This is a genomic window from Paenibacillus sp. FSL W7-1287 (assembly GCF_038004245.1).
Taxonomy (GTDB): Bacteria; Bacillota; Bacilli; order Paenibacillales; family Paenibacillaceae; genus Pristimantibacillus; species Pristimantibacillus camelliae.
The window spans coordinates 1,340,324-1,361,675 of the sequence record NZ_JBBORD010000001.1; the positions used below are offsets into that span (position 1 = coordinate 1,340,324).

General features: G+C 43.4%; 17 protein-coding genes and 1 pseudogene. 15 read left to right on the plus strand and 3 right to left on the minus strand.

Features of this window, described 5'->3' with window-relative positions; translation table 11 throughout:
• From pelF to NSQ99_RS06085, 4 genes are read left to right on the plus strand one after another with little or no spacing between them, the layout of a single operon-like run.
• On the plus strand, positions 1-1,455 hold the full coding sequence (gene pelF, locus NSQ99_RS06070; RefSeq protein ID WP_251667899.1) for a GT4 family glycosyltransferase PelF: 1,455 nt from the start codon (positions 1-3) through the stop codon (positions 1,453-1,455).
• Positions 1,415-4,510, plus strand: coding sequence for an exopolysaccharide Pel transporter PelG (gene pelG, locus NSQ99_RS06075; protein WP_251667901.1), 3,096 nt, complete (start codon positions 1,415-1,417; stop codon positions 4,508-4,510). Before pelF ends, pelG begins: the two co-directional genes overlap by 41 nt.
• Positions 4,511-5,221, plus strand: coding sequence for a polyphosphate polymerase domain-containing protein (locus NSQ99_RS06080; protein ID WP_251667903.1), 711 nt, complete (start codon positions 4,511-4,513; stop codon positions 5,219-5,221).
• 29 nt (positions 5,222-5,250) lie between these two features.
• Complete coding sequence (locus NSQ99_RS06085) at positions 5,251-5,922, plus strand: DUF4956 domain-containing protein (protein ID WP_340835755.1); 672 nt, start codon at positions 5,251-5,253, stop codon at positions 5,920-5,922.
• Between the two features lie 82 nt (positions 5,923-6,004).
• Here the strand turns inward: NSQ99_RS06085 and NSQ99_RS06090 are convergent.
• Positions 6,005-6,160 (minus strand): annotated as a pseudogene (locus NSQ99_RS06090) (GntT/GntP/DsdX family permease); the annotation flags it as partial.
• A gap of 203 nt (positions 6,161-6,363) precedes the next feature.
• Positions 6,364-7,527: an ROK family transcriptional regulator gene (locus NSQ99_RS06095; protein ID WP_251667910.1), complete on the minus strand. Its 1,164-nt coding sequence runs from the start codon at positions 7,525-7,527 to the stop codon at positions 6,364-6,366.
• A 234-nt stretch (positions 7,528-7,761) separates the two neighbouring features.
• Between NSQ99_RS06095 and gndA the strand changes: the two genes are divergently transcribed.
• The 8 genes from gndA to larC all read left to right on the plus strand — a co-directional run bounded on the left by gndA (position 7,762) and on the right by larC (position 16,622).
• On the plus strand, positions 7,762-9,177 hold the full coding sequence (gene gndA / locus NSQ99_RS06100; protein WP_251667912.1) for an NADP-dependent phosphogluconate dehydrogenase: 1,416 nt from the start codon (positions 7,762-7,764) through the stop codon (positions 9,175-9,177).
• A gap of 126 nt (positions 9,178-9,303) precedes the next feature.
• On the plus strand, positions 9,304-10,572 hold the full coding sequence (locus NSQ99_RS06105) for a lactate racemase domain-containing protein (RefSeq protein ID WP_251667923.1): 1,269 nt from the start codon (positions 9,304-9,306) through the stop codon (positions 10,570-10,572).
• Between the two features lie 11 nt (positions 10,573-10,583).
• On the plus strand, positions 10,584-11,354 hold the full coding sequence (locus NSQ99_RS06110; RefSeq protein WP_340835757.1) for an SDR family oxidoreductase: 771 nt from the start codon (positions 10,584-10,586) through the stop codon (positions 11,352-11,354).
• 113 nt (positions 11,355-11,467) lie between these two features.
• Positions 11,468-12,274: an ATP-dependent sacrificial sulfur transferase LarE gene (larE, locus tag NSQ99_RS06115; RefSeq protein ID WP_251667933.1), complete on the plus strand. Its 807-nt coding sequence runs from the start codon at positions 11,468-11,470 to the stop codon at positions 12,272-12,274.
• Positions 12,275-12,315: 41 nt separating this feature from the next.
• Positions 12,316-13,794 carry a gluconokinase gene (locus NSQ99_RS06120; RefSeq protein ID WP_251667935.1) on the plus strand — a complete coding sequence of 493 codons (1,479 nt, stop codon included), beginning with the start codon at positions 12,316-12,318 and terminating at the stop codon, positions 13,792-13,794.
• Between the two features lie 43 nt (positions 13,795-13,837).
• The gene (larB, locus tag NSQ99_RS06125; RefSeq protein WP_432806933.1) at positions 13,838-14,605 is read left to right on the plus strand and encodes a nickel pincer cofactor biosynthesis protein LarB; all 768 of its coding nucleotides are present in this window, start codon (positions 13,838-13,840) and stop codon (positions 14,603-14,605) included.
• Between the two features lie 41 nt (positions 14,606-14,646).
• The gene (locus tag NSQ99_RS06130; protein ID WP_340838737.1) at positions 14,647-15,765 is read left to right on the plus strand and encodes a LarC family nickel insertion protein; all 1,119 of its coding nucleotides are present in this window, start codon (positions 14,647-14,649) and stop codon (positions 15,763-15,765) included.
• Positions 15,766-16,142: 377 nt separating this feature from the next.
• Positions 16,143-16,622: a nickel insertion protein gene (gene larC, locus NSQ99_RS06135; RefSeq protein WP_340835759.1), complete on the plus strand. Its 480-nt coding sequence runs from the start codon at positions 16,143-16,145 to the stop codon at positions 16,620-16,622.
• Between the two features lie 651 nt (positions 16,623-17,273).
• On the opposite strand, the gene NSQ99_RS06140 is transcribed toward larC, so the two are convergent.
• Positions 17,274-18,677 (minus strand): MATE family efflux transporter, encoded by a 1,404-nt coding sequence (locus NSQ99_RS06140; protein WP_251667949.1) that lies wholly within the window; start codon positions 18,675-18,677, stop codon positions 17,274-17,276.
• Positions 18,678-18,983: 306 nt separating this feature from the next.
• Here NSQ99_RS06140 and NSQ99_RS06145 point away from each other — a divergent pair, with 306 nt between their 5' ends.
• From NSQ99_RS06145 to NSQ99_RS06155, 3 genes are all read left to right on the plus strand, one after another.
• On the plus strand, positions 18,984-19,781 hold the full coding sequence (locus NSQ99_RS06145; RefSeq protein ID WP_251667953.1) for a DUF4097 domain-containing protein: 798 nt from the start codon (positions 18,984-18,986) through the stop codon (positions 19,779-19,781).
• 235 nt (positions 19,782-20,016) lie between these two features.
• Positions 20,017-20,559: an RNA polymerase sigma factor gene (locus NSQ99_RS06150; RefSeq protein WP_251667954.1), complete on the plus strand. Its 543-nt coding sequence runs from the start codon at positions 20,017-20,019 to the stop codon at positions 20,557-20,559.
• A complete protein-coding gene (locus NSQ99_RS06155) occupies positions 20,556-21,338 on the plus strand; it encodes a hypothetical protein (protein WP_340835762.1) in 783 nt (260 codons plus the stop codon). Before NSQ99_RS06150 ends, NSQ99_RS06155 begins: the two co-directional genes overlap by 4 nt.
• Positions 21,339-21,352: the final 14 nt, after the last annotated feature.

A 21,352-nucleotide genomic window follows, 5' to 3' on the forward strand; every position in this document is an offset into this window, starting at 1 on the left:
ATGAAAATATGTATCATTGCTGAGGGCTCTTATCCTTATGTCACAGGAGGAGTTTCCAGTTGGATTCATGAGATTGCAACGCAGATGCAGGAGCATGAATTTATAATTTTTACGATTGCTGCATCGCGTTCGCAAAGAGGAAAGTTTAAGTATAAGCTGCCTTCCAACATCGTTGAGGTGAGAGAGACTTTTCTTGATTCTTATCTAACGGAAGAAGGCAAGTGGGGACAGCGCTTCAAGCTGTCTGACAATGATCGTCAGAATTTGTTGCGTTTGCTTGGTGACGAAGGCGCGATTCACTGGCAGGAGCTTTTTGAGCTGCTGCGTCGAAAGCAATATGATCATGTGGCTGACTTCCTACAGAGTAAGGATTTCTACGATTTACTTCAAGATTTGTGTCAGCGATGCTATCCGCTCGTTCCTTACACAGAGATGTTCTGGACTGTACGGTCGATGATTCTACCGTTGTTTCTTACGATACGCGAGCAAATCCCTGAGGCAGACTTGTATCATAGCGTCTCTACTGGCTATGCAGGTGTCGTCGGTGCGCTGGCGAAGGGCTTGTATAATAAGCCATTTTTGTTAACAGAGCACGGTATTTATTCTCGGGAAAGAGAAGAAGAAATTATTAAAGCAGATTGGGTTAAAGGCTATTTTAAAGATCTATGGATTCAATATTTCTATCGTTTGTCTGCCTGTGCCTATGAGCAAGCAGATCAAGTAACAACGCTCTTTAATCGTAATCGAGAAATTGAGATCGAGCTGGGCTGTGATGAGCAAAAAATAAAGATTATTCCAAATGGAGTTAATGTATCAAGATACGAGCAGCTAGATACTGAAAAGCCGGAGCATCAGCTTAATATCGGGGCAATCATTCGGGTCGTTCCTATTAAAGACATAAAGACGATGCTGCAAAGCTTTGCGATCGTCAAGGAAGAAATTCCGAACGCAGTGTTCTATGTTATGGGCTCCTATGAAGAGGATGAGGAGTATTACGAGGAATGTATTCGACTGATGAATGCTCTGCAGCTAAAGGATGTTATATTCACAGGCTCGGTCAATATTATGGAGTATATCGGTAAGATGGATTTGCTCGTACTGACAAGTATAAGCGAAGGCCAGCCACTGGCTATCTTGGAAGGTATGGCAGCAGGGAAGCCTTTTGTTGCAACGAATGTAGGAAGCTGCAAGGAGCTGCTGGAGGGTATGGAGGATGCGATTGGACCTGCTGGCATAATTGCACCGGTTATGCATGTGGAGCAGATAGCTCAGGCTATCATCAAGCTGGCGAAAAGCAAAAAGCTGCGTGAACAATATGGACATAACGCCTATCAGCGTGTAAGTAGGCATTATCGTCAAGAGGATGTCATTGCAGGCTATCGCAAACTATATGTTGAATTGGAGGACAAAGCAAATGGCAGGAATAGGGTTCGAGCTGCGAAAGCTCTTTCATAAGGAAGGGTTGCTTAACAATTTACGTGCCTACGCATATTCCTCGATGACTACGGTTGGACCTATGATTTTATGTATGTCATTGATTATTATCCTACAGCGGCTTATGTCTAGATATAACGGAAGCTATATGGATTGGGAGCTGTACATCGCTACAGTTTCGTATTGCTTTATCTTCTCAATCGTTATGACGTCGGGCATTTCACTAGTCATTACACGGTACGTATCGGATTGTCTATATACGAAGGATTATCGAAAGCTGATGTCTTCCTATTACGGGGTACTAACCCTCGTATTGCCCATCGCTTCACTAGCGGCCTTTTTGTTTCTAAGTCGGGTACAGGCTGATTTATCCTATAAAATTAGCGCGTACTTCTTCTTTATATTTCTCGTCATTATTTGGCTGCAGGGAGTATATTTATCCGCACTTAAAGACTATGTGAGGATTGCAAGAAGCTTTATTATCGGTGCAGTTGCAGCTGTGTTGGTCGCTTGGCTCGGTATGGAGTTCTTCTCCATTTCAACGCTGCTCTCTGCATTCATTGGCTTAGATGTTGGTTTCTTCATCATCTGCACGTTAACTGGCTTTCACTTTCAACAAAAGTTTCCTAAAGCAGATACGAAGTATTATTTTGAGTTTTTGACCTACTTCAAGAAGTATCCAAGCCTATTTTTCTCAGGCTGCCTGATTTATTCAGGTATCTATCTGCATAACTTTGTGTATTGGTTCAGCGGGCACGGCTATCATATTGCAGAAGCATACAGAGTGTATATGCCATACGATGTGCCGGTATTCTATGCATTCCTTACCGTGCTGCCAACACTCGTTACGTTTGTCGTTTCAGTAGAAACCTCATTCTTTGAAAAGTTTAGACATTATTATTTGAACATATTGACGGGCGGGACTGTGCAGGATATTCAAAATGCAAAGCGGCGCATGCAGAATACGTTAGTTCGTGAAATCAGCTTCCTAATGGAAATACAGCTTGTGTTTACCGTGCTGGCAATTGGTGCAGGTATTTTACTGCTACCGCGTGTAGGATTTACGATGCAGCAGCTTGACTTATTTATTATTTTGTCACTGGCCTATTATCTGTTTATTATGCTGTTCTCGCTTGTTCATATTTTAATGTACTTTGATGACCAGAAAGGTGTATTTATGATTGGGGCATTATTCTTCTTGCTTAACATTGGATGTACTATCGTGACGATGAATCTGGATTACGATGGTTTAGGTATGTTTATAGCTGCGTTTATAGCACTAGCTGCTGTAATTATTCGCCTGCTATATGTACTGCGTAATATCGATTACTACACGTTTTGTGCGCAGCCTATTCATACGAAGGAGAAGCAGACCAGTAAGAGAAGACGCTTTAGATCGGGTGCAGTCACGATGCTAATTGCTTGTTGTATGCTGATTTCAGCTTGCAGCTTGGGCGACGATACCATTGATGATCTCAAAGAAAGCGGAAGTGCTGCTTTAGCCGGAGAAGTTAGCTACGCGCTAATGGATGATAAAAGACTGTATGAACGAGACCAGGACGACACATTGAAGGCACTCTACCTAACGATTCTACCGAAAAAGGATGGAGATGTGTCGTTCGATTGGTATGAGTTAAACCGTCAGATCGATAAGGAGCTTGGTAAGGATCTGGAAGTTATTGTTCAAGAGGGACTGCCTAATGGCGAGGGTCCCAAAGCAGGTATGTTTCAGTATGGAGCTACGAAAGCGAATGCCTCGATAGCAGTACGAGGCAATTCTGCTTGGTCTCGTGTACAAAAGTCCTATAAGCTCAAGTTTTATGCTGACGCTGGTACATACATGGACCAGGAAAGACTGAATCTGAACAAGCATATTGATGATATGTCTCGCTTGCGTAATAAGCTCAGCTTTGATCTGATGGAGACAATACCGGATATGACGAGCCTACGAACACAGTTCATTCAAGTGTACGTTAAGGATCTATCCAACGGAGAGAAGGATGCTCCTTATGAGGACTACGGGCTTTATACGCACGTAGAGCAGCCGAATAAGAAGTTTCTAAAAGCACATATGCTTGATCCAAATGGCTACTTGTACAAGGTTAAGTTTTTTGAGTTTTTCCGCTACCCGGATCAAATTAGATCGAAAGATGATCCTGCCTACGATATTGCAACTTTTGAGCAAATCTTTGAGGTTAAAGGGCGGGAGGAGCATGACAAGCTCATTGAAATGCTCGATGCGGTGAATGATTATAGCATTCCAATTGAACAAACGATTGAGAAATACTTCGATCTCGATAATTTTTTAACATGGACCGCCATGAATATATTGATGGACAATATGGATACTGACGCGAACAATTTCTTCCTGTATTCGCCGTTAAACATTGATAAGTGGTATTTCCTACCGTGGGATTATGACGGTGCATGGGAGCTTCAAAGGAATATGGACTTTATTCGTCCGTACCAATCCGGTATTAGTAACTATTGGGGCGTTGTTCTGCATAATCGTTACTTTAGAAACGCGGAGAATGTTAATAAACTCACCGAGAAGATCGAGGAGCTGTATACGTACATCAATGAAGAAACGGTGCAGCAACAGCTGAACAAGTATAAGAGCATTGTAACGCCATTCGTCTCTCGTATGCCCGACGTTAAATACTTGCCAGATCATGTATCAACCTATGATAGCGATATTCAGCGGATCCTGAATACACCGAAAAGATCGCTGGAGCGCTACTATGATGACCTGGAGAAACCGAAGCCGTTCTACTTAAATGATGTACGTCAAGAAAACGGTAAACTGTTTTTTGATTGGGGCGTTTCCTTCGACTTGCAGGATGATGAGCTAACTTATGAGATCGTCATTGCGAAGGATAAGTATATGCAGGAAGTTGTTTATGAAAACAAAGAAATAAAAGAAATCACGCATTCGATACCAAGCCTAGAACCGGGACGCTACTTCTGGGGTGTTTCTGTCGTCGATAGTCAAGGAAATCGACAGGACAACTTTGAGATCTACATTGATGTCGAAGATGATTTATTTTATGGCATTAAAGATTTCGAGGTGAATTAATTGAAATTAAGAGGGAAAAGACTGCGAACAGAGCAAAAATATTATTTGCATATGCATGACTACCTTACACTTCGAATGAGAATTTCACAGCTGTTAACGCTTGATGAGCATTCGATTGATATTGATGGCTACAATATTCGAAGCTTGTATTTTGATGATCCAAGACGAACGGCGCTTGAAACAAAAAATGACGGTGTGTTTAAACGGCAAAAGTTTAGAATTCGTATCTACAACGGGTCAGACAATCATATTGCATTGGAGCGAAAAAGCAAGCTTGGAGACTATGTTGCCAAGGAATCAGTAACGATTACTAGAGCGCAATATGATCAAATCTTGCTTGGAAACTATGAAAGCTTATATGAAACAGAGGATCCACTAAGACTTGATTTCTATGCAGCATTAACAGCATCGGGTTATATTCCGACTACGATCGTAGATTATTGGCGTGAAGCCTATGTATTCCCGCAGGGAAATGTGAGGATTACGTTTGATAAACGACTTGCTGTAGGAAGTAATCAGCTTGATTTATTTCATCCGGAGCTCTCGTTAGCCGAGATTATGCCTCCAAGTGTTACGATTATGGAAGTGAAGTTTGACGATATGCTGCCTAGCGTTGTGAAGCCGCTCATTACGCCAGCTAATCATCTGCGATCCAGCATATCAAAATACGTTTTGTGCAAGGAACAACAAATGCTGCTGCATACTCAGTAGTGTAACGAACAATAGGTTGGGGGATATGGATGACTACCTTTGAGGATATTATTAAAAAGAGTGTATTAACATTAGAGAGCTTCCGCACGGTTTCTTATTACGACGTTGTCGTTGGACTAATTATTTCTTTTTTAATCGGAATGTTTATTTATGCGATCTACCGCATAACATTCCGCGGAGTTGTGTACAGCTACAACTATAATGTTTCCTTCGTGCTTATGACGATGATTACAACACTCGTCATTATGACGATCAGCACCAATATCGTCTTATCTTTAGGTATGGTTGGTGCCCTAAGTATTGTCCGCTTTAGAACTGCAGTCAAAGATCCGCTTGATATCGTTTATATGTTCTGGGCGATATCGGCAGGTATAGCAACAGGTGCTAAAATCTATCCGCTTGCCATTGGTGGTTCACTTATTATTGGTTTAGTGATCTTCTGGCTAAGTAAACGTAAGGTTAGAGAAGAGGCTTATCTACTCATCATTCGACATACTGATGAAGCGATCAACGAGCTGAGAACTGAGCTAAGAAAGCTAAAAGGAAAGCTGAAATCGAAAAATGTACGTAAAAACTATACGGAAGTCACCTATGAAATTAAGCTAGTAGATGACAATACCGCCTTCCTTCAATCGATCATTGAAATAAAGGGAGTTAGTGATGCTTCGCTAGTTAATTACACAGGAGATTACGCACAATAGAAGAAAAAGCAGGGGATGTCCAAGGTCGCGTTCAATGAACGGACAGTTGGACATCCCCTGCTTTATTATGATTGAGCTGTTGTTATATAAACAGATCGAGGATGAGTACGACACCTAAACCAACAATCGAGGTGGTGAAGAGCAGCAATCCCCAAGATTTGAACGTATCCTTAATAGACAAGCCAAAGTATTCCTTGAACAACCAGAATGAAGCATCGTTAACATGCGTAATCGTGTTACTTCCGGCTGCTCCTTGATGTGTGCGTGTCTAGTGTGCTTACCTATGATTAGGCTTATTCAGTTGTACACATATCGCATTGAAATACGTCTAAACATGATAAAAGCACTGACATAGTTAATTTGTTTACTTAACCAACAAATTAAGTATTATGACATTTAATTGCTTTTAATACCTCAATAACAAAAACTGGTAAGCACCTATTAATTTTTATAAGGCAGTGAAATCGTCGGAACATCTAAAAATAGCTGTATCGCCTTGGCACAAGCACCTAATGTGCACGATTTTTTACCTAGCTTTGAAATATATAGCCCCTGGTAGTGGCTAATTTTAGAATGCAAATTTGCTGTAATTTTCTCTAATGAATGGGGATAGATCCGGAGCAGTTCGCTGTCAAGTACAACAACATCAGGATTATAGATGTTGATGACGTTGTTTAATCCAATCGATAAATAATAGATAAATTGATCGATAATTGCGGTGAGCCGTTCATCCTTTTCATAATATTTTTGCAAAATGAGATTATAGCTTAAGCTCTCCTCAGGATATAGCTGAGAAAGTTGGTCTAACACTGTGTTCTCCGAGGCATATTTCTCCCAACAGCCCTTATTACCACATTCACAAGGCTTTCCACCAGGCACAACAATCATATGCCCGATCTCACCGGCAAACCCGTCTTTCCCGCAGAAATATTTGTTATTCACGATCATGCCCATACCAATACCACTGTAAAGTGTCGCTGATATTAGATTTTCTGTATCGTGGTGTACATAGACACGCTCAGCGAATGCTGTTAAGTTCGCATTGTTATCAATATGAACCTCTACACCAAGCGCAGCCTCTAAATCCTGCTTCAACGGAGCACGTGACCAATTCAAGCGTGGGATAAAATGGATCATTTCATCATTAGATACAAGTCCATGAACTGAGATTACGATGCCTACAATCCCATGGCGTCGATCACTATAGTTTTTCTTGTAGGCGGTAATTTGCTTAATGAGCAGCTCTACGGTACTCTCATAGCGAGTAGAATCATTTTGCACGACACTAGTAGAGATTGGATTACCTAGCAGATCGGTGATCATGAACGTAATATGATCTGTTTCTAGATCAATGCCAAGCGCGTACCCTGCTTCAGCATTCAAAGAGAGCATAATAGGCTTACGGCCGACATGATTGTGCTCGATATGCTTTTCCGTAACAAGGCCATCCTCAATTAAATCGGCAACCTGAGCTGACACTGTTGCTCTTGTTAGAGCTGTCACCTTCGAGAGATTAGCTCGTGAGATCGTACCTACCTTGAGTATCTCTCTTATAATAATGGAGCGATTTATCTTTTTAATATAAGCTGCATCTCCAGTAACCATATGTACCTCCTACCTATCGTAGCGACTCATTGCAAAGTAAGCTGCTTTTAATACATGAAATTGAAACAGTGTTTTAATTATAGCATGCTATCTTCAACAGTTTTAGTCAATGTGCTAGCAATAAAATTGAATTTTAATTTGACAAAGAGATTAGGAATTGTTACGTTTATTATATAATTAATTCACCTACTAAACAAATTAAATTTTTAGTGGTGTTCCAAGGAGTGATTCATAATGTCAAAACAGCAAATTGGTGTTATTGGGCTGGCGGTTATGGGGAAAAATCTAGCTTTGAACATAGAGAGTCGAGGCTATTCTGTAGCAGTATTTAATCGTTCTTACGATAAGACAGAGGAGTTTTTACAGCAAGAAGCAAAAGGCAAGCAGTTTGTTGGTGCTCGCACAATTGAAGAGTTTGTTGCTTCACTGGAAAAACCGCGTAAAATATTAATTATGGTAAAGGCTGGTGCAGCTACGGATTCTACAATCGAACAGCTGAAGCCGCATTTGGATAAAGGCGACATTCTTATCGATGGCGGAAATACGTTCTTCCATGACACGATCCGTCGTAATAAGGAGCTTGAGGCAGAAGGCTTCAACTTTATCGGCACAGGCGTATCAGGCGGTGAAGAAGGCGCTTTGAAGGGGCCATCGATTATGCCGGGCGGTAAGAAGGAAGCGTATGAGCTAGTTAGACCCATTTTGGAAGCGATCTCAGCTAAAGTTAATGGAGATGCTTGCTGTACGTACATTGGACCAGACGGTGCTGGCCATTATGTGAAGATGGTTCACAACGGTATCGAGTACGGTGATATGCAGCTAATCTCTGAAGCGTACTTTATTTTGAAGCATGTGCTTAAGCTGGATGCAGAAGAGCTTCAAGGCGTATTCAAAGAGTGGAATAAAGGTGAGCTCGATAGCTATCTGATTGAGATTACTGCAGACATTTTTGGTAAAAAGGATGAGCTGACAGGCAAGCCACTCGTTGATGTGATCCTTGATGCTGCTGGCCAAAAGGGTACAGGCAAATGGACGAGTCAAGATGCTCTTGATCTAGGCGTTCCGCTATCCATTATTACAGAATCAGTATTCGCACGCTTTATATCTGCAATGAAGGACGAGCGTGTACAGGCAAGTAAGATATTACCTGGACCTGCTGCAGCAGCGTATACAGGCAGCAAGGAAGAACTAATTGAAGCGGTGCGTCGTGCGCTTTACTTAAGCAAAATCGTTTCCTATGCTCAGGGCTTTGCTCAGCTTCGTGTTGCATCAGAAGAGAATAATTGGAATCTAAGCTATGGTGACATTGCGATGATTTTCCGCGGTGGTTGTATTATCCGCGCGCAATTCCTACAAAAAATTAAGGATGCATACGACCGTGATCCGAAGCTAGCTAATCTGTTGCTTGATCCTTACTTCAAGGATATCGCTGTTCAATATCAAAGTGCTTTGCGTGATGTTGTTGCACTAGCGATTCAGCATGGTATTCCTGTACCTTCATTTGCAGGTGCGATTGCTTATTATGACAGCTACCGTTCAGACGTGCTGCCTGCGAACTTGATTCAAGCACAGCGCGATTACTTCGGAGCGCATACGTATCAGCGTGTGGACAAAGAGGGCGTCTTCCATACGAATTGGATGGAATCGTAATCCTCACTAGCATGTTATAGCTATACCTCAAGAGCAGCAGCATGACAATGTGTTTCATTGACTGTGCAGTATAAATCTAAATTCGTTAACAGAAGCTAGAATATCGACGTATGAGGAGTGAGTAGGTTGGGGATTCTTCAAGAGCTTGTGAAAAATATACCATTGCCTAAGATGGCAAAGGTAAAGGTTAATTTTGATAATCGACAGCTTGATGACTTAGGCAGTGAGCTTCGTGCAAAGCTGGAAAAGGACAGCATTAAGCAGTTGATTACACCTGGTATGGAAATTGCCATTGCTGTAGGGAGCCGAGGTCTTGATCGTCTAGTTGAGATTACTGCAGTAACGGTGCAATTCCTTAAAGATGCAGGCGCCAAGCCATTTATCGTGCCAAGCATGGGCAGCCACGGCGGTGCAACTGCAGAAGGCCAGCGAGAAGTACTTGCTCATTTGGGAGTAACAGAAGAAAGTGTCAATTGCGAGATTCGTTCTTCTATGGAGGTTATACAGCTAGGAACTTTGCCTAATGGACTTCCTGTGTATGTTGATAAATACGCTTCTGAAGCAGACGGCATCGTCGTCATTAACCGAATTAAACCGCATACTGCATTCCGTGGTCCAGTTGAGAGCGGCATTATGAAAATGATCAGCATCGGACTAGGTAAGCAAAAAGGCGCGGAAGCATGTCACCAGCTTGGCTTTAAGTATATGGCTGAAAATGTACCAGCAATGGCGAAAATGATTATGGAAAAAAAGCCGGTCTTGTTCGGTGTTGCCAGCATTGAGAATGCGTTTGATAAAGTCGCATATATTGAAGCTCTAACGACTGAGGAAATTATCTCTCAAGAGCCTGCACTGCAGGAAAAAGCAAAATCACTGCTGCCGAAGCTTTTCTTTGATCAAATTGATGTGCTCGTTATCGATCAGATCGGTAAAAATATTAGCGGTGATGGAATGGACCCTAACATAACAGGGCGCTATCCGACACCTTATGCCCACGGCGGGCCAGATGTGAACAAGATGGTTGTGCTTGATCTTACACCGCAGACAGAAGGTAATGCGAACGGTGTGGGGACTGCAGACTTTACGACGCAGCGTCTTGTTGACAAGATGGATCTAGAAGTAACGTATGCTAACGGCTTAACATCGACCGTTGTTGCTCCTACTAAAATCGCGACGACGCTGCCGAATGATATGCAGTGCATCCAAGCAGCGATTAAAACGTGCAACATCCTCGATTTTGATCAGGTTAAGCTTGTACGCATTCATAATACGCTGGAAATTAGCGAAATTGAAGTTTCAGAAGCTTTGTTTGAATATGTGAAGCAGCATCCGCAGATGGAATTGATTAACGAACCATACGCACTCCCATTCAACGAGGAAGGCAATTTATTTTAGGGGGAATCAGCATGTCACAGCTATTTGATCTAACAGGAAAAACCGTTCTTGCGTTTGGTGGGAACAGTACACTAGGCTCTTCGATCTCAGAAGGTCTTGCTGAGCATGGCGCTCAAATTGCAATTATCGGAAGAAACTTAGAGAAGGCTAACGCTGTAGCAGAGGCTATCGTTGCAAAAGACGGTAAAGCAAAAGCATTTGCAGCTGATGTCAGCTCTAGAGAATCACTAGAAAAAGCAGCCGAAGAGATTGAAGCTTGGTCTGGTGGCTGGGACGTTATTCTAAATGCTCCTGGTAAAAACAGCTCAACGCCATTTCTTGAGCTAGGTATGGACGAGTGGGATGACATTATGGACGTGAATTTGAAGGGTGTCGTTGTAACGACTCAAATCTTCGCTAAAAAAATGATCGAGCAAAAGCGTCAAGGCAGCATTATTAATATTTCATCTGTATCCTCTACGACACCATTGTCAAGAGTATTCACGTACTCTGTGTCTAAAGCGGGCATCAACAGCGTAACGCAATATTTGGCACGTGAATTCGCACCTCATGGCATCCGTGTAAATGCGATTATTCCTGGCTTCTTCCCAGCGGAGCAAAACCGTAAGATTTTAAGTGCTGATCGTGTGGAATCGATTCTAAAGCATACACCGCTGAATCGTTTTGGTACGCCGGATGAGCTAAAGGGAGCTGCTGTATTCCTTGCATCCGATCGGGCATCTAGCTTTGTAACTGGCGCTTTGCTTCGAGTAGATGGTGGATTTGGCAGCATGACGATATAATGTAGGTAAGCAGTATATAGCTTGCAATAATTTAATGGATAATGAAGTAAAGTGATGAATATATCAAAAGAGAGTGCGATAGCAATATAATTGAAGGGATGGGGATCAATAACATGCTGAAGCAGAAATACGAGGCATTGCAGCATATATTACGTGAGATGGGATCAGTTGTTGTAGCTTTTTCAGGAGGTGTAGACAGCACATTTCTGCTAAAAGCTGCAGTTGATACACTAGGGGTGCAGCACGTATTGGCAGTAACAGCAGACTCTGAGACCTATCCCTCCAGTGAGCTTGAGGAAGCAAAGCGACTTGCCGCACTAATTGGAGCTCCGCATCAAGTGATTGAAACGTCGGAGCTCAACATTCCTGGTTATGCAGAAAACACGAAGAATCGTTGTTACTTTTGCAAGAGCAGCTTGTTCGATCATCTGATACCTTTGCTTGAGCAGCGTGGCTTTTCTAACATCGTGTATGGGGTTATCGCTGATGATATGAACGAGCACCGTCCTGGTATGCAGGCTGCTAAGGAGCGCGGTATCCGCGGTCCGCTATTGGAGGCGGAGCTGTATAAGGAGGAAATCAGGGAGCTTTCTCAGCAATTTGATTTGCCGACTTGGGATAAACCATCGTTCGCATGCTTGTCCTCACGAATTGCCTACGGCGAGTATATAACGAACGAGAAGCTTAACAAGATTGAGAAGGCAGAAGCGTATTTGAAATCATTGCGTATTCGTCAGGTGCGTGTGCGCACGCATGACAATATTGCTAGAATAGAGGTGGAGCCGCAGGACTTGCAGACAGTCGTTGAGCATCATGAGGATATTGTGAATGCACTGCAGTCTTATGGCTACCAATATGTTACACTAGATTTGCTGGGCTACCAAAGCGGTAGCATGAACAAAATGCTGAATATATCATAAGTTCACATGCAAAAAACGATAATGAAAAGGAATCATGTCATATGGCTAAACAGTTTGTAATTGGACTAGACCTTGGGACAACAAGTGTAAAAGCGTGCTTGTTTAATCTAAAAGGGAACTTAATTGCCAGTGTTGAGGAAATGATTACTTCTCATTACCCACAGCAAGGCTGGGTGGAGCAAAACCCAGTAGATATTGAAAAGCTTGCTGTGAAGGCGATTAAAGCAACGCTAGATCAAGCTGGTGTTCATAAGGATGAGCTGATGGCCTTGTCGTTTTCTGCAGCTATGCATTCCCTGCTTATTGTAAATGAGCAGGGATTGCCTGTTTCACCTGCGATCATCTGGGCAGATGGAAGAGCTGCAGCTCAAGTGGATGAACTGGCTTCTACGATGAAGCAAGTTATCTACACACGTACAGGGACACCACTGCATCCGATGACGCCGCTTATGAAGCTGCTATGGATGAAGGAGAATGAGTACGAGCCTTACATGCAAGCCGCATATTTTATGTCGATCAAGGAATATTTAATCTATTGCTGGACGGGTGAGCGAGTCATTGATTATTCGATGGCATCTGCTACAGGCTTATTCAGCCCCTCAGAGCTTAACTGGGATGCTCAGGTGCTGGCATTAGCTGGTGTTGAAGAGGATCAGCTATCTCGCATTGTACCGCCTACAGAGGTGCTTCCTCCAGTCAAGCCAGAAGTTGCAGAGGCCATGGGCATACCTGTGGAGCTGCCATTTGTTATTGGTGCGGCGGACGGACAGCTTTCTAATCTGGGCATCGGTGCGATATTGCCTGGTGAGGTCGCGGTTTCTGTTGGTACGAGCGGCGCGATTAGACAGTTCTCTCATATTGTAAAAGTTAGTGAGCAGCAGGAGACATTCTGCTATGCGTTTACCGAGGATCAATTCATTGTAGGCGGTCCAACGAACAATGGTGGGATTGTCATGCAATGGCTGAAGGATCTGCTAGAGGATGAGCGCGAATTTGGTGAATTTTTAAGTGATGCTGAGAAGGTTGAACCAGGAGCAGATGGCTTGATCTTCCTGCCTTACATTAATGGCGAACGAGCACCGATCTGGAATCAGCATGCGAAGGGGAGCTTCTACGGCGTGACGGTCACACATAAGAAGCCACACTTTATTCGTGCTGTGCTCGAGGGGATCACGTTTAACCTTTATCAGATCAACCGTGCACTTGATACTTCTAATGAAGAAGCAGGCCGAAAAATCTACGTAAATGGTGGCTTGTCCCGATCCTCACTTTGGCTGCAAATGATGGCTGATATATTCAACGCTGAAATCTATGTATCAGAGAATCATCATGGCGCAGCTTGGGGCGCTGCGTGGACAGCACTTGTCGCTCTTGGACATGCTGCTTCCTTTAACGATATTAAAAACAATATTCCGATGGGCTCGGCAACGCTGCCGAATCCAGAGCGTTCGAAGCTGTATCAGCAGCTTTATGCGAACTACGAAAAGCTAGGTGCTGCTATGGCACCGTTCTATAAATAAACGAAATGGTTAGTATGCCATCACAGTTATGGGGGGGAAGCTTGTGCTAGACGAAATATTGCATGAGGTTCAACGCGGTACATTAAGTATTGCTGAAGCAAAACAGAAACTTGCTGCTTTTGAGGATCTTGGCTTCGCTAAGGTCGACCATCATCGCAAGCAGCGTCAAGGCTTTCCCGAGATCGTCTATGGTGAGGGCAAAACGGCTGACCAGATCATCTCGATCCTGACATCATTAAGTGCGCATACGAAGCAGCTGCTCGTAACGCGCCTTGATCAAGATAAAGCTAATATTGTACAGCAGGCTTGTGCTGCGCTGGAGCTCACTTATAGTGAGCCCGCGCAGCTGCTGTATAAAAAGTTTGAAGTGCCGCCAGAGGAGCGCTTAAAAGGATATATCGCAGTTATTGCTGCTGGAACGTCCGATATCCGAATTGCAGAAGAAGCAGCCATTACGGCAGAGGTGCTTGGCAGCGAAGTGCATCGCATTTACGATGTTGGTGTAGCGGGGATCCACCGCTTGCTATATCACGCTCAGGAAATCCAGCAGGCTGTTGTATCAGTTGTTGTAGCAGGTATGGAGGGGGCGCTTCCAAGTGTTGTTGGTGGCCTCGTTTCTCATCCTGTAATCGCTGTCCCGACGAGTGTTGGATACGGCGCGAACTTTAATGGACTATCTGCATTATTAACGATGCTCAATTCTTGTGCCTCGGGTATTAGTGTTGTAAACATTGACAATGGCTTTGGGGGCGGCTACAACGCAGCTCTCATTCATCAGCTTGCAGGAAAAGGAGTTAAAGAAGAAGCATGAGAACGTTATATTTGGATTGTATCTCTGGAATTAGCGGTGATATGTTTATCGGCGCACTTTTAGATGCAGGTGCTGATGCTAATAAGCTGATGGAAGAGCTTAAAAAGCTGAAGATCAATGATGAATATGAGCTTAAATGGACGAAGGTTATAAAAAACGGCATCACCGCAACAAAGTTTGATGTTGAGCTGAAGCATAGTCACGACCACGGGCACAGCCATGATCACGGACACATACATACGCACAGTCACGATCACGCACATAGTCACGATCATGGGCATAGCCATGGACATGCACATAGTCACGATCACGTACATAATCACGAACATGCCCATAACCATGAGCATCCGCATGAACACGATCATGGACACAGCCATGACCATGCACACAGTCACGATCATGGACACAGCCATGACCATACGCACAGTCACGATCATGGACACAGCCATGACCATACGCACAGTCACAATCATGGACACAGCCATGACCATACGCATGAACACTATCATGGACACAGCCATGACCATACGCATAGTCACGATCATGCTCATAGCCATGATCACGCACATAGTCACGACCATGTACATAGCCATGATCACGCACATAGCGACAACCACGGGCATAGTCACAACCATGCACATAGCCACGATCATCGCTCCTACCGTGATATTGTTAAGATGATCGAGGATGCTGGCTTTGAAGCACCAGTTCGTGATCTTTCCTTGCGAATATTTAAAAAAATCGGAGAAGCTGAGGGTAAAATTCACGGATTACCACTAGAGAAAGTTCACTTTCACGAGGTAGGTGCGGTCGATTCCATTATCGATATTATTGGAGCAGCGATACTGCTTGATTCTATGAAGATTGATAAAGTAAAAGCGTCTCCAGTACCAGTAGGTTCTGGGAAGATCCGAATCGATCACGGAGTATATCCGGTGCCAGCACCAGCTACACTCGAGATTCTAAAGGGTGTTCGCATAGAGCATTCCCCGATCCGCTCAGAGCTTACAACACCGACAGGCGCAGCCATCGTTGCCGTGCTTTCCGAGCAATACGGTCCGATGCCTTCAATGACCGTGCAAAGCATAGGCTACGGAGCGGGCACCAAAAGCTTCGGCGAGCATCCCAACGTGCTAAGAGTTGTAGTAGGCGAAGAATAGCTTCGAAAGCCCACAAACCACCCCAACGGAGTAACTGATGTGGTGTCACATCGAAGTGACAACCCACAAACCGTTCCAGCGGAGTAAAGGTGTGGCGTCACCTCGAAGCGACAACCCACAAACCGCCCCAGCGGAGTAATGATGTGGTGTCACATCGAAGCGCCACCCTAAACACGCTCCAGCGGAGTAAATAGTGTGAGTGTAAAAGCAAAGCGGTTGCCTTTGTTCACCGATTTCTACAATTAAAATACTCCTAGAAATCGGTGAACAACAGCAATTGAAACCACACTATTTACGGAGCGCTGAAATGGTATCAGATGGAAAAAACACCACATCATTTACGGAGCACCGAAATATAGCTGTAAAGGAGTACCTCGATGTCTACTAAGCCACCACTGCATGAGCATATAGATAACGAAATGATAAAGCTAGAGGTTAATCTAGATGATACTTCTGGTGAACTGCTCGGCTACGTCATGGATTTGTTGCTTGAGCAGGGTGCGAACGATGTGTACTACACGCCTATCTATATGAAGAAAAATCGTCCAGGAGTGATGCTGCAGCTGCTGTGTTCAGCTTCATTGCTTGAACAAATGAAGGATACAATTTTTCGAGAGACGACAACGCTTGGCATTCGCTACTATCCGTTAAGCGTGCATCGACTAGAGCGTGAGTTCATAAAAGTAACGACAGCGCTTGGTGAGGTTACAGTAAAAGTAGGATTACATCAAGGAAAAGTCGTTCAATGGGCCCCCGAGTACGAGGAATGCAAGCGCCTAGCACAGCAGCACCTGCTACCGTTAAAAGAAATATATGACACCGTGCGCAGAACATACGAAAACAGAACTATAAGATAACGGCGGAGTAACGATGTGGGTCACATCGAAGCGATACCCAAACCGCACCAAGCGGAGTAAACGTTGTGGTGATACATCTAACAAGAACCTACAAATAGCCCCAACAGAGTAACTGACGTGGTGAACACATCGAAGCACAGCCCGCAAACCGCTCCAGCGGAGTAAACGTTGTGGTGATACATCTAAGCAAGTACCTACAAATAGCCCCAACGGAGTAACTGACGTAGTGAACACATCGAAGCACAGCATACAAACCGCCCCAGCGGAGCAAATGTTGAGAGTGTAAAAGCGAAGCGGTTGCCTTTGTCCTCTGATTTCTACAATTAATATCCTTCTAGAAATCAGAGGGCAACAGCAATTGAAACCTCAACATTCTGCGTAGCGCTGAAATCAGAGGGCAACAGCAATTGAAACCTCAACATTTCGCGTAGCGCTGAAATCAGAGGGCAACAGCAATTGAAACCTCAACCATTCCGCGTAGCGCTGAAATCAGAGGGCAACAGCAATCGAAACCTCAACATTCTGCGTAGCGCTGAAATACAACCGTCGCGCCTAAACCACCACATCATTTACGGAGCAAATGAAACAGGGGTGTCTCAAGGTCATTAATCATGACCCTGAGACACCCCCGTCTAGTTTATATTTATTAAGCTACATACTACTTGATTCCACTGGCTTCGATGCTGGCTTAACAAGCGCATGCTTCTCCCAGCCGCGACTCTTCCAGCGATAGGACATAATGAAGGCACGTGCCCATTCGTCGGCCGCAATGGCAAGCCATATACCTGCAAGCCCCATATCCATCTTAAATACGAAGAGATAACCAAGCGGTAAGCTCATTCCAACCATCGTGAAAATACCAACATACAGCGGGAACGAAGCATCACCAGAAGCACGAAGTGAATTAACAATAATAATGTTAATCGTTCTACCCGACTCTAAGATAATGCTTAACAGTAGTACACTTGCACCGATGGCAATAACATTGGTGTCCTCCGTAAAGATCGACATAAGCGGTACACGGAATAAGGTAACGACACCAATCATAACAAGCGAGACGATCGATGCAGATTTGACACTGCTCCACACTCTTCTGTAGGCATCATCCGGTTTGCCAGCACCTACAAATCGACCAACTAGAATCGAAGTACCGATCCCCACTGCAAAGGCAAACATATAAATAAACATCGAAATGTTGTTGGCATATGTTCTCGCTGCTAGTGAAGCTTCACCAAGATACGTTGCGTAGAATAAGAATACGATCTGACATGATTGATACATGACCTGCTCTAAGGCAGATGGAACACCAATCTTTAATATTTTCAAAATATAGTTCTTCGAAAGACTGAAGTAATCCTTTATTTTGATTCTTACTTCCATCACATTGTATAGGAGCCAGAAGAAGACGACTACTGCGATTAAGCGACTTGCGACAGATGAAATCGCTGCACCCTGTGTGCCTAATGCCGGCAAACCTAAATGTCCGAAAATAAGGATGTAGTTCAAGATGATATGAATAACGTTCATTCCGAGTGACACAAACATGGCTTGCTTCGTATAGCCATGAACACGAATGATGGCGGCAAGCGAGTTAATGATAGCTTGGAGGAATATTGCTCCACCGACGATCATAAGGTATTTTTTCGCATGCATCAGAACTTCGCCCTGCAGATTAAGCATAACTAGCAGATGTTCACCCATAATAACGAACACAGTACTAATAATTAATCCAACAATTAGATTAAGTGATACGGCTAGCGCAGAGATTCGTGATGCTTCCATTAGCATCCTAGAGCCTAAGTATTGGGCTACAACGATCGATGCACCGTTACCAATGACCTCAAGGATAAGTATAGCGATATGAAGAAACTGGTTAGAAGCACCAACACCAGAAACTGCGTTGTCGGAAATCTCACTTAACATTAAGGTATCAACGATACCCATTAGCATAAATAAAAATACTTCTAGAAAAATAGGCCAAGTTAGCTTGAATAAACTTAATTCAGCAGCATTTTTGCTAGGCGTTTGGTTAATAGTCTTGTTGTCTGTTGACATATGATCCCTTTCTTTCTACAGTCAAATGAGCCAAGAGGTATCGTAGCATATTTGTATTCGAATTGCATTAGTTTTTCATAGTTTTACAAAAAAATATTTTAGTTCTAAAATTATTATCTTTTAAGTTAATTTAATGACTTTATCCTCACTATATCTATTCGCATTCCTTTCGTTGAGATCTTCTTCATTATGATGGACTGTGACCTCGCCCTAAGTCTAGGGGCATTGCTAGCCGATAGACTGTTTTATAGCAACTAATCATCGACTATACTGAAGCTATCACATGGTAAATAAAGGAGCGGGAACATGAATAAACTCGTAATGCGTGCTGGAATACTTATAACCGGAGCAATGCTGCTGCTAGCGGGGTGCTCTTCGGCAATAAATGTCGCTAGTAATAGTGCAATTGGTAAAGGCTCAGGCAAGGGTGAAGTCGTAACGCATAGTGTAGAGAGCTTTGAAGCAGCTCAGTTTAGTAAAGTTAATATTCAAACAGAAGCTATGAACATTGTCATTACACAAAATGATCAGGACGAAGCATCGGTAGAGCTTCTCACGGATGAACTGATTAAAGACCAAATTACTTTCGATGCCTCGATACAGGGCGAGGTGCTGGAGGTTAATGTTAGCGAACGTGGGAAATCGATGAAGGATAATAGTGGTGAGCGAACATTACTTATTACTCTGCCGACTAATGAAGAACTGGCACTTAACGTGAGCAATGCATTTGGAAGTATTAAATTAGAGGATCTTGTGCTTGATGAAGCGACGCTCGAGCTGAATGCGGGCAATATCTACACAAACAAAGTGATAGGTCATATCGATGCTACAGTAAATGCTGGTGAGCTTGAAATTCTAAAAGCAAAAAGCGAGCATGGAATACTAGCACATGTAGACGCCGGAAATATTAAAGTTGAATATGATGGAGCTCCGCAGCAAGCAAGCTATGATCTTCGAGCAGAAGTGGGTACTGTAAAGCTTACAGTAGATGATGTGGACTACTCCCTAAATAAGAAAAATGAAATTCAAGGTAAACTCGGATCAAATGGTGCGGTAGTACAGGCACGGGTCAATGTTGGAAATATTAGCGTAACTGTTAAATAACTTAGGATAACACCTTCGAGCAATGTAGCTCATGTCTAAAGATATGGATACGGCTTGAAGGTGTTTTTCTATATTCGTTCATACTATTAATGAAGCTACAAGTAACAAACCCTACATAGGGGGCGTTTATATAAGCGAATGATCGCAAATAAATATTTTTTTCTACCTGCGAAAACTTTTTAAGCGTACGGCGGGTAATGTATATAGCTTAACGTTAAGAGAGGAGAAGAAGGCATTGAACGATAATGAACTCATGACTGCGATCAAGCAGGGAGACCAGAGCGCTTTTCGTGCGCTGTATGACCGCTATTATGATTATGCAGTACGAGTAGCAACCATCGTGCTTCGTAATCAGTCATCACTGGCGCTTGATGCAGTGCAAGAAGCATTTATTCGCATATATCGTAGTGCTGATAGCTTTAGAGTAGAGCAGTCATTTAAGCCATGGTTTTATACCGTTTTATTGAATGAATGCAAACGCATCGCAACGAAGCATGGAAAGCTGATTGCGATAGGGGATGAAGCACTGCAAGCCTTTGAACGAGGCAGCTATGATCAGCATCAATTTGAGGAATATGCAGAGCTGTATGATGAGCTGCAGCGTCTGGAGGAGCATAACCGAGTACCGATTATTTTGAAATATATCCATGATCTTAAGGATCAAGAAATAGCAGATACGTTAGGCGAAAATTTGAATACGATCAAATCTAGAATCTTTAAGGCGAAGCAGAGGTTAAGACAGAGATTGCAAACAACGTTAGGAGGTGGAGAAGGATGAAGGAGGATCAATTTGATACAAAAATGAAACGTTCCCTTGAGCAGCATTCCGACTCCATGCTAAAGCATAAAGAGGACATCTGGAAAAATATTGAGGAGGAATTATTTATGACTGAGCCAAGCAGAAAGACGACGCATGCGAAGCGTAAAAGCAAGGCAGGGAAACGTATAGCATGGATTATTAGCGTAGCAGCAGCAGCGAGTATTATTGGGGTATTTACGACAACGAACACAGGTCAAGCATTAGTAAATCAAATCAAGCAATACTTTGAACCGAAAAAGCAAGTAGAGGAACATATCGAAGGAATGCCAGAAGAGAAAGAAATTGTGCTACAGGATACCATTAAATCAGGCTATGTCATTTATATTGACGAGGAGCGCTACAAGCTGGTAGAGGAAGCGGATAGAGATATTATCGTACCAGCAGAGCCGCTTGGTGACATCTACCCAGAGGTTTCAATGAGTATTGAACAGGTTGAGGATGAAGCACCAGAGGCAGCGGTTGCGCGCTTACAGAAGGAACTAGCTGACTATTATGCCACGGTTAAGGAACCAGAAGCAGTTACCGAGCCACTTACTGCAACGATGTTGTCGGCGATCGATGGGAATGAGTGGAATAGTCCTGTATCTAAAATTTACGTGCTATCCAATGATCGAGGTGGCAGCTTTATCATTACAGAAAAATACTTCCTAGAAGCAGCGGAAGGGCATGGTGCACGCTTCTATTATATGCTACAGCAATTTAGCATCGTAGAGGAAGTTGTTACGAATGAGGGGTAATCAGCTTGAGCGAT

Bases quoted from the DNA above. Each gene is read 5' to 3' on its own strand.
- larC (WP_340835759.1), top strand. From the start codon at position 16,143: ATGTCTACTAAGCCACCACTGCATGAGCATATAGATAACGAAATGATA.
- pelF (WP_251667899.1), top strand. From the start codon at position 1: ATGAAAATATGTATCATTGCTGAGGGCTCTTATCCTTATGTCACAGGA.
- gndA (WP_251667912.1), top strand. From the start codon at position 7,762: ATGTCAAAACAGCAAATTGGTGTTATTGGGCTGGCGGTTATGGGGAAA.
- NSQ99_RS06120 (WP_251667935.1), top strand. From the start codon at position 12,316: ATGGCTAAACAGTTTGTAATTGGACTAGACCTTGGGACAACAAGTGTA.
- NSQ99_RS06130 (WP_340838737.1), top strand. From the start codon at position 14,647: ATGTTTATCGGCGCACTTTTAGATGCAGGTGCTGATGCTAATAAGCTG.
- NSQ99_RS06140 (WP_251667949.1), bottom strand. From the start codon at position 18,677: ATGTCAACAGACAACAAGACTATTAACCAAACGCCTAGCAAAAATGCT.
- NSQ99_RS06095 (WP_251667910.1), bottom strand. From the start codon at position 7,527: ATGGTTACTGGAGATGCAGCTTATATTAAAAAGATAAATCGCTCCATT.
- pelG (WP_251667901.1), top strand. From the start codon at position 1,415: ATGGCAGGAATAGGGTTCGAGCTGCGAAAGCTCTTTCATAAGGAAGGG.
- NSQ99_RS06155 (WP_340835762.1), top strand. From the start codon at position 20,556: ATGAAGGAGGATCAATTTGATACAAAAATGAAACGTTCCCTTGAGCAG.
- NSQ99_RS06110 (WP_340835757.1), top strand. From the start codon at position 10,584: ATGTCACAGCTATTTGATCTAACAGGAAAAACCGTTCTTGCGTTTGGT.
- NSQ99_RS06145 (WP_251667953.1), top strand. From the start codon at position 18,984: ATGAATAAACTCGTAATGCGTGCTGGAATACTTATAACCGGAGCAATG.
- larE (WP_251667933.1), top strand. From the start codon at position 11,468: ATGCTGAAGCAGAAATACGAGGCATTGCAGCATATATTACGTGAGATG.
- NSQ99_RS06085 (WP_340835755.1), top strand. From the start codon at position 5,251: ATGACTACCTTTGAGGATATTATTAAAAAGAGTGTATTAACATTAGAG.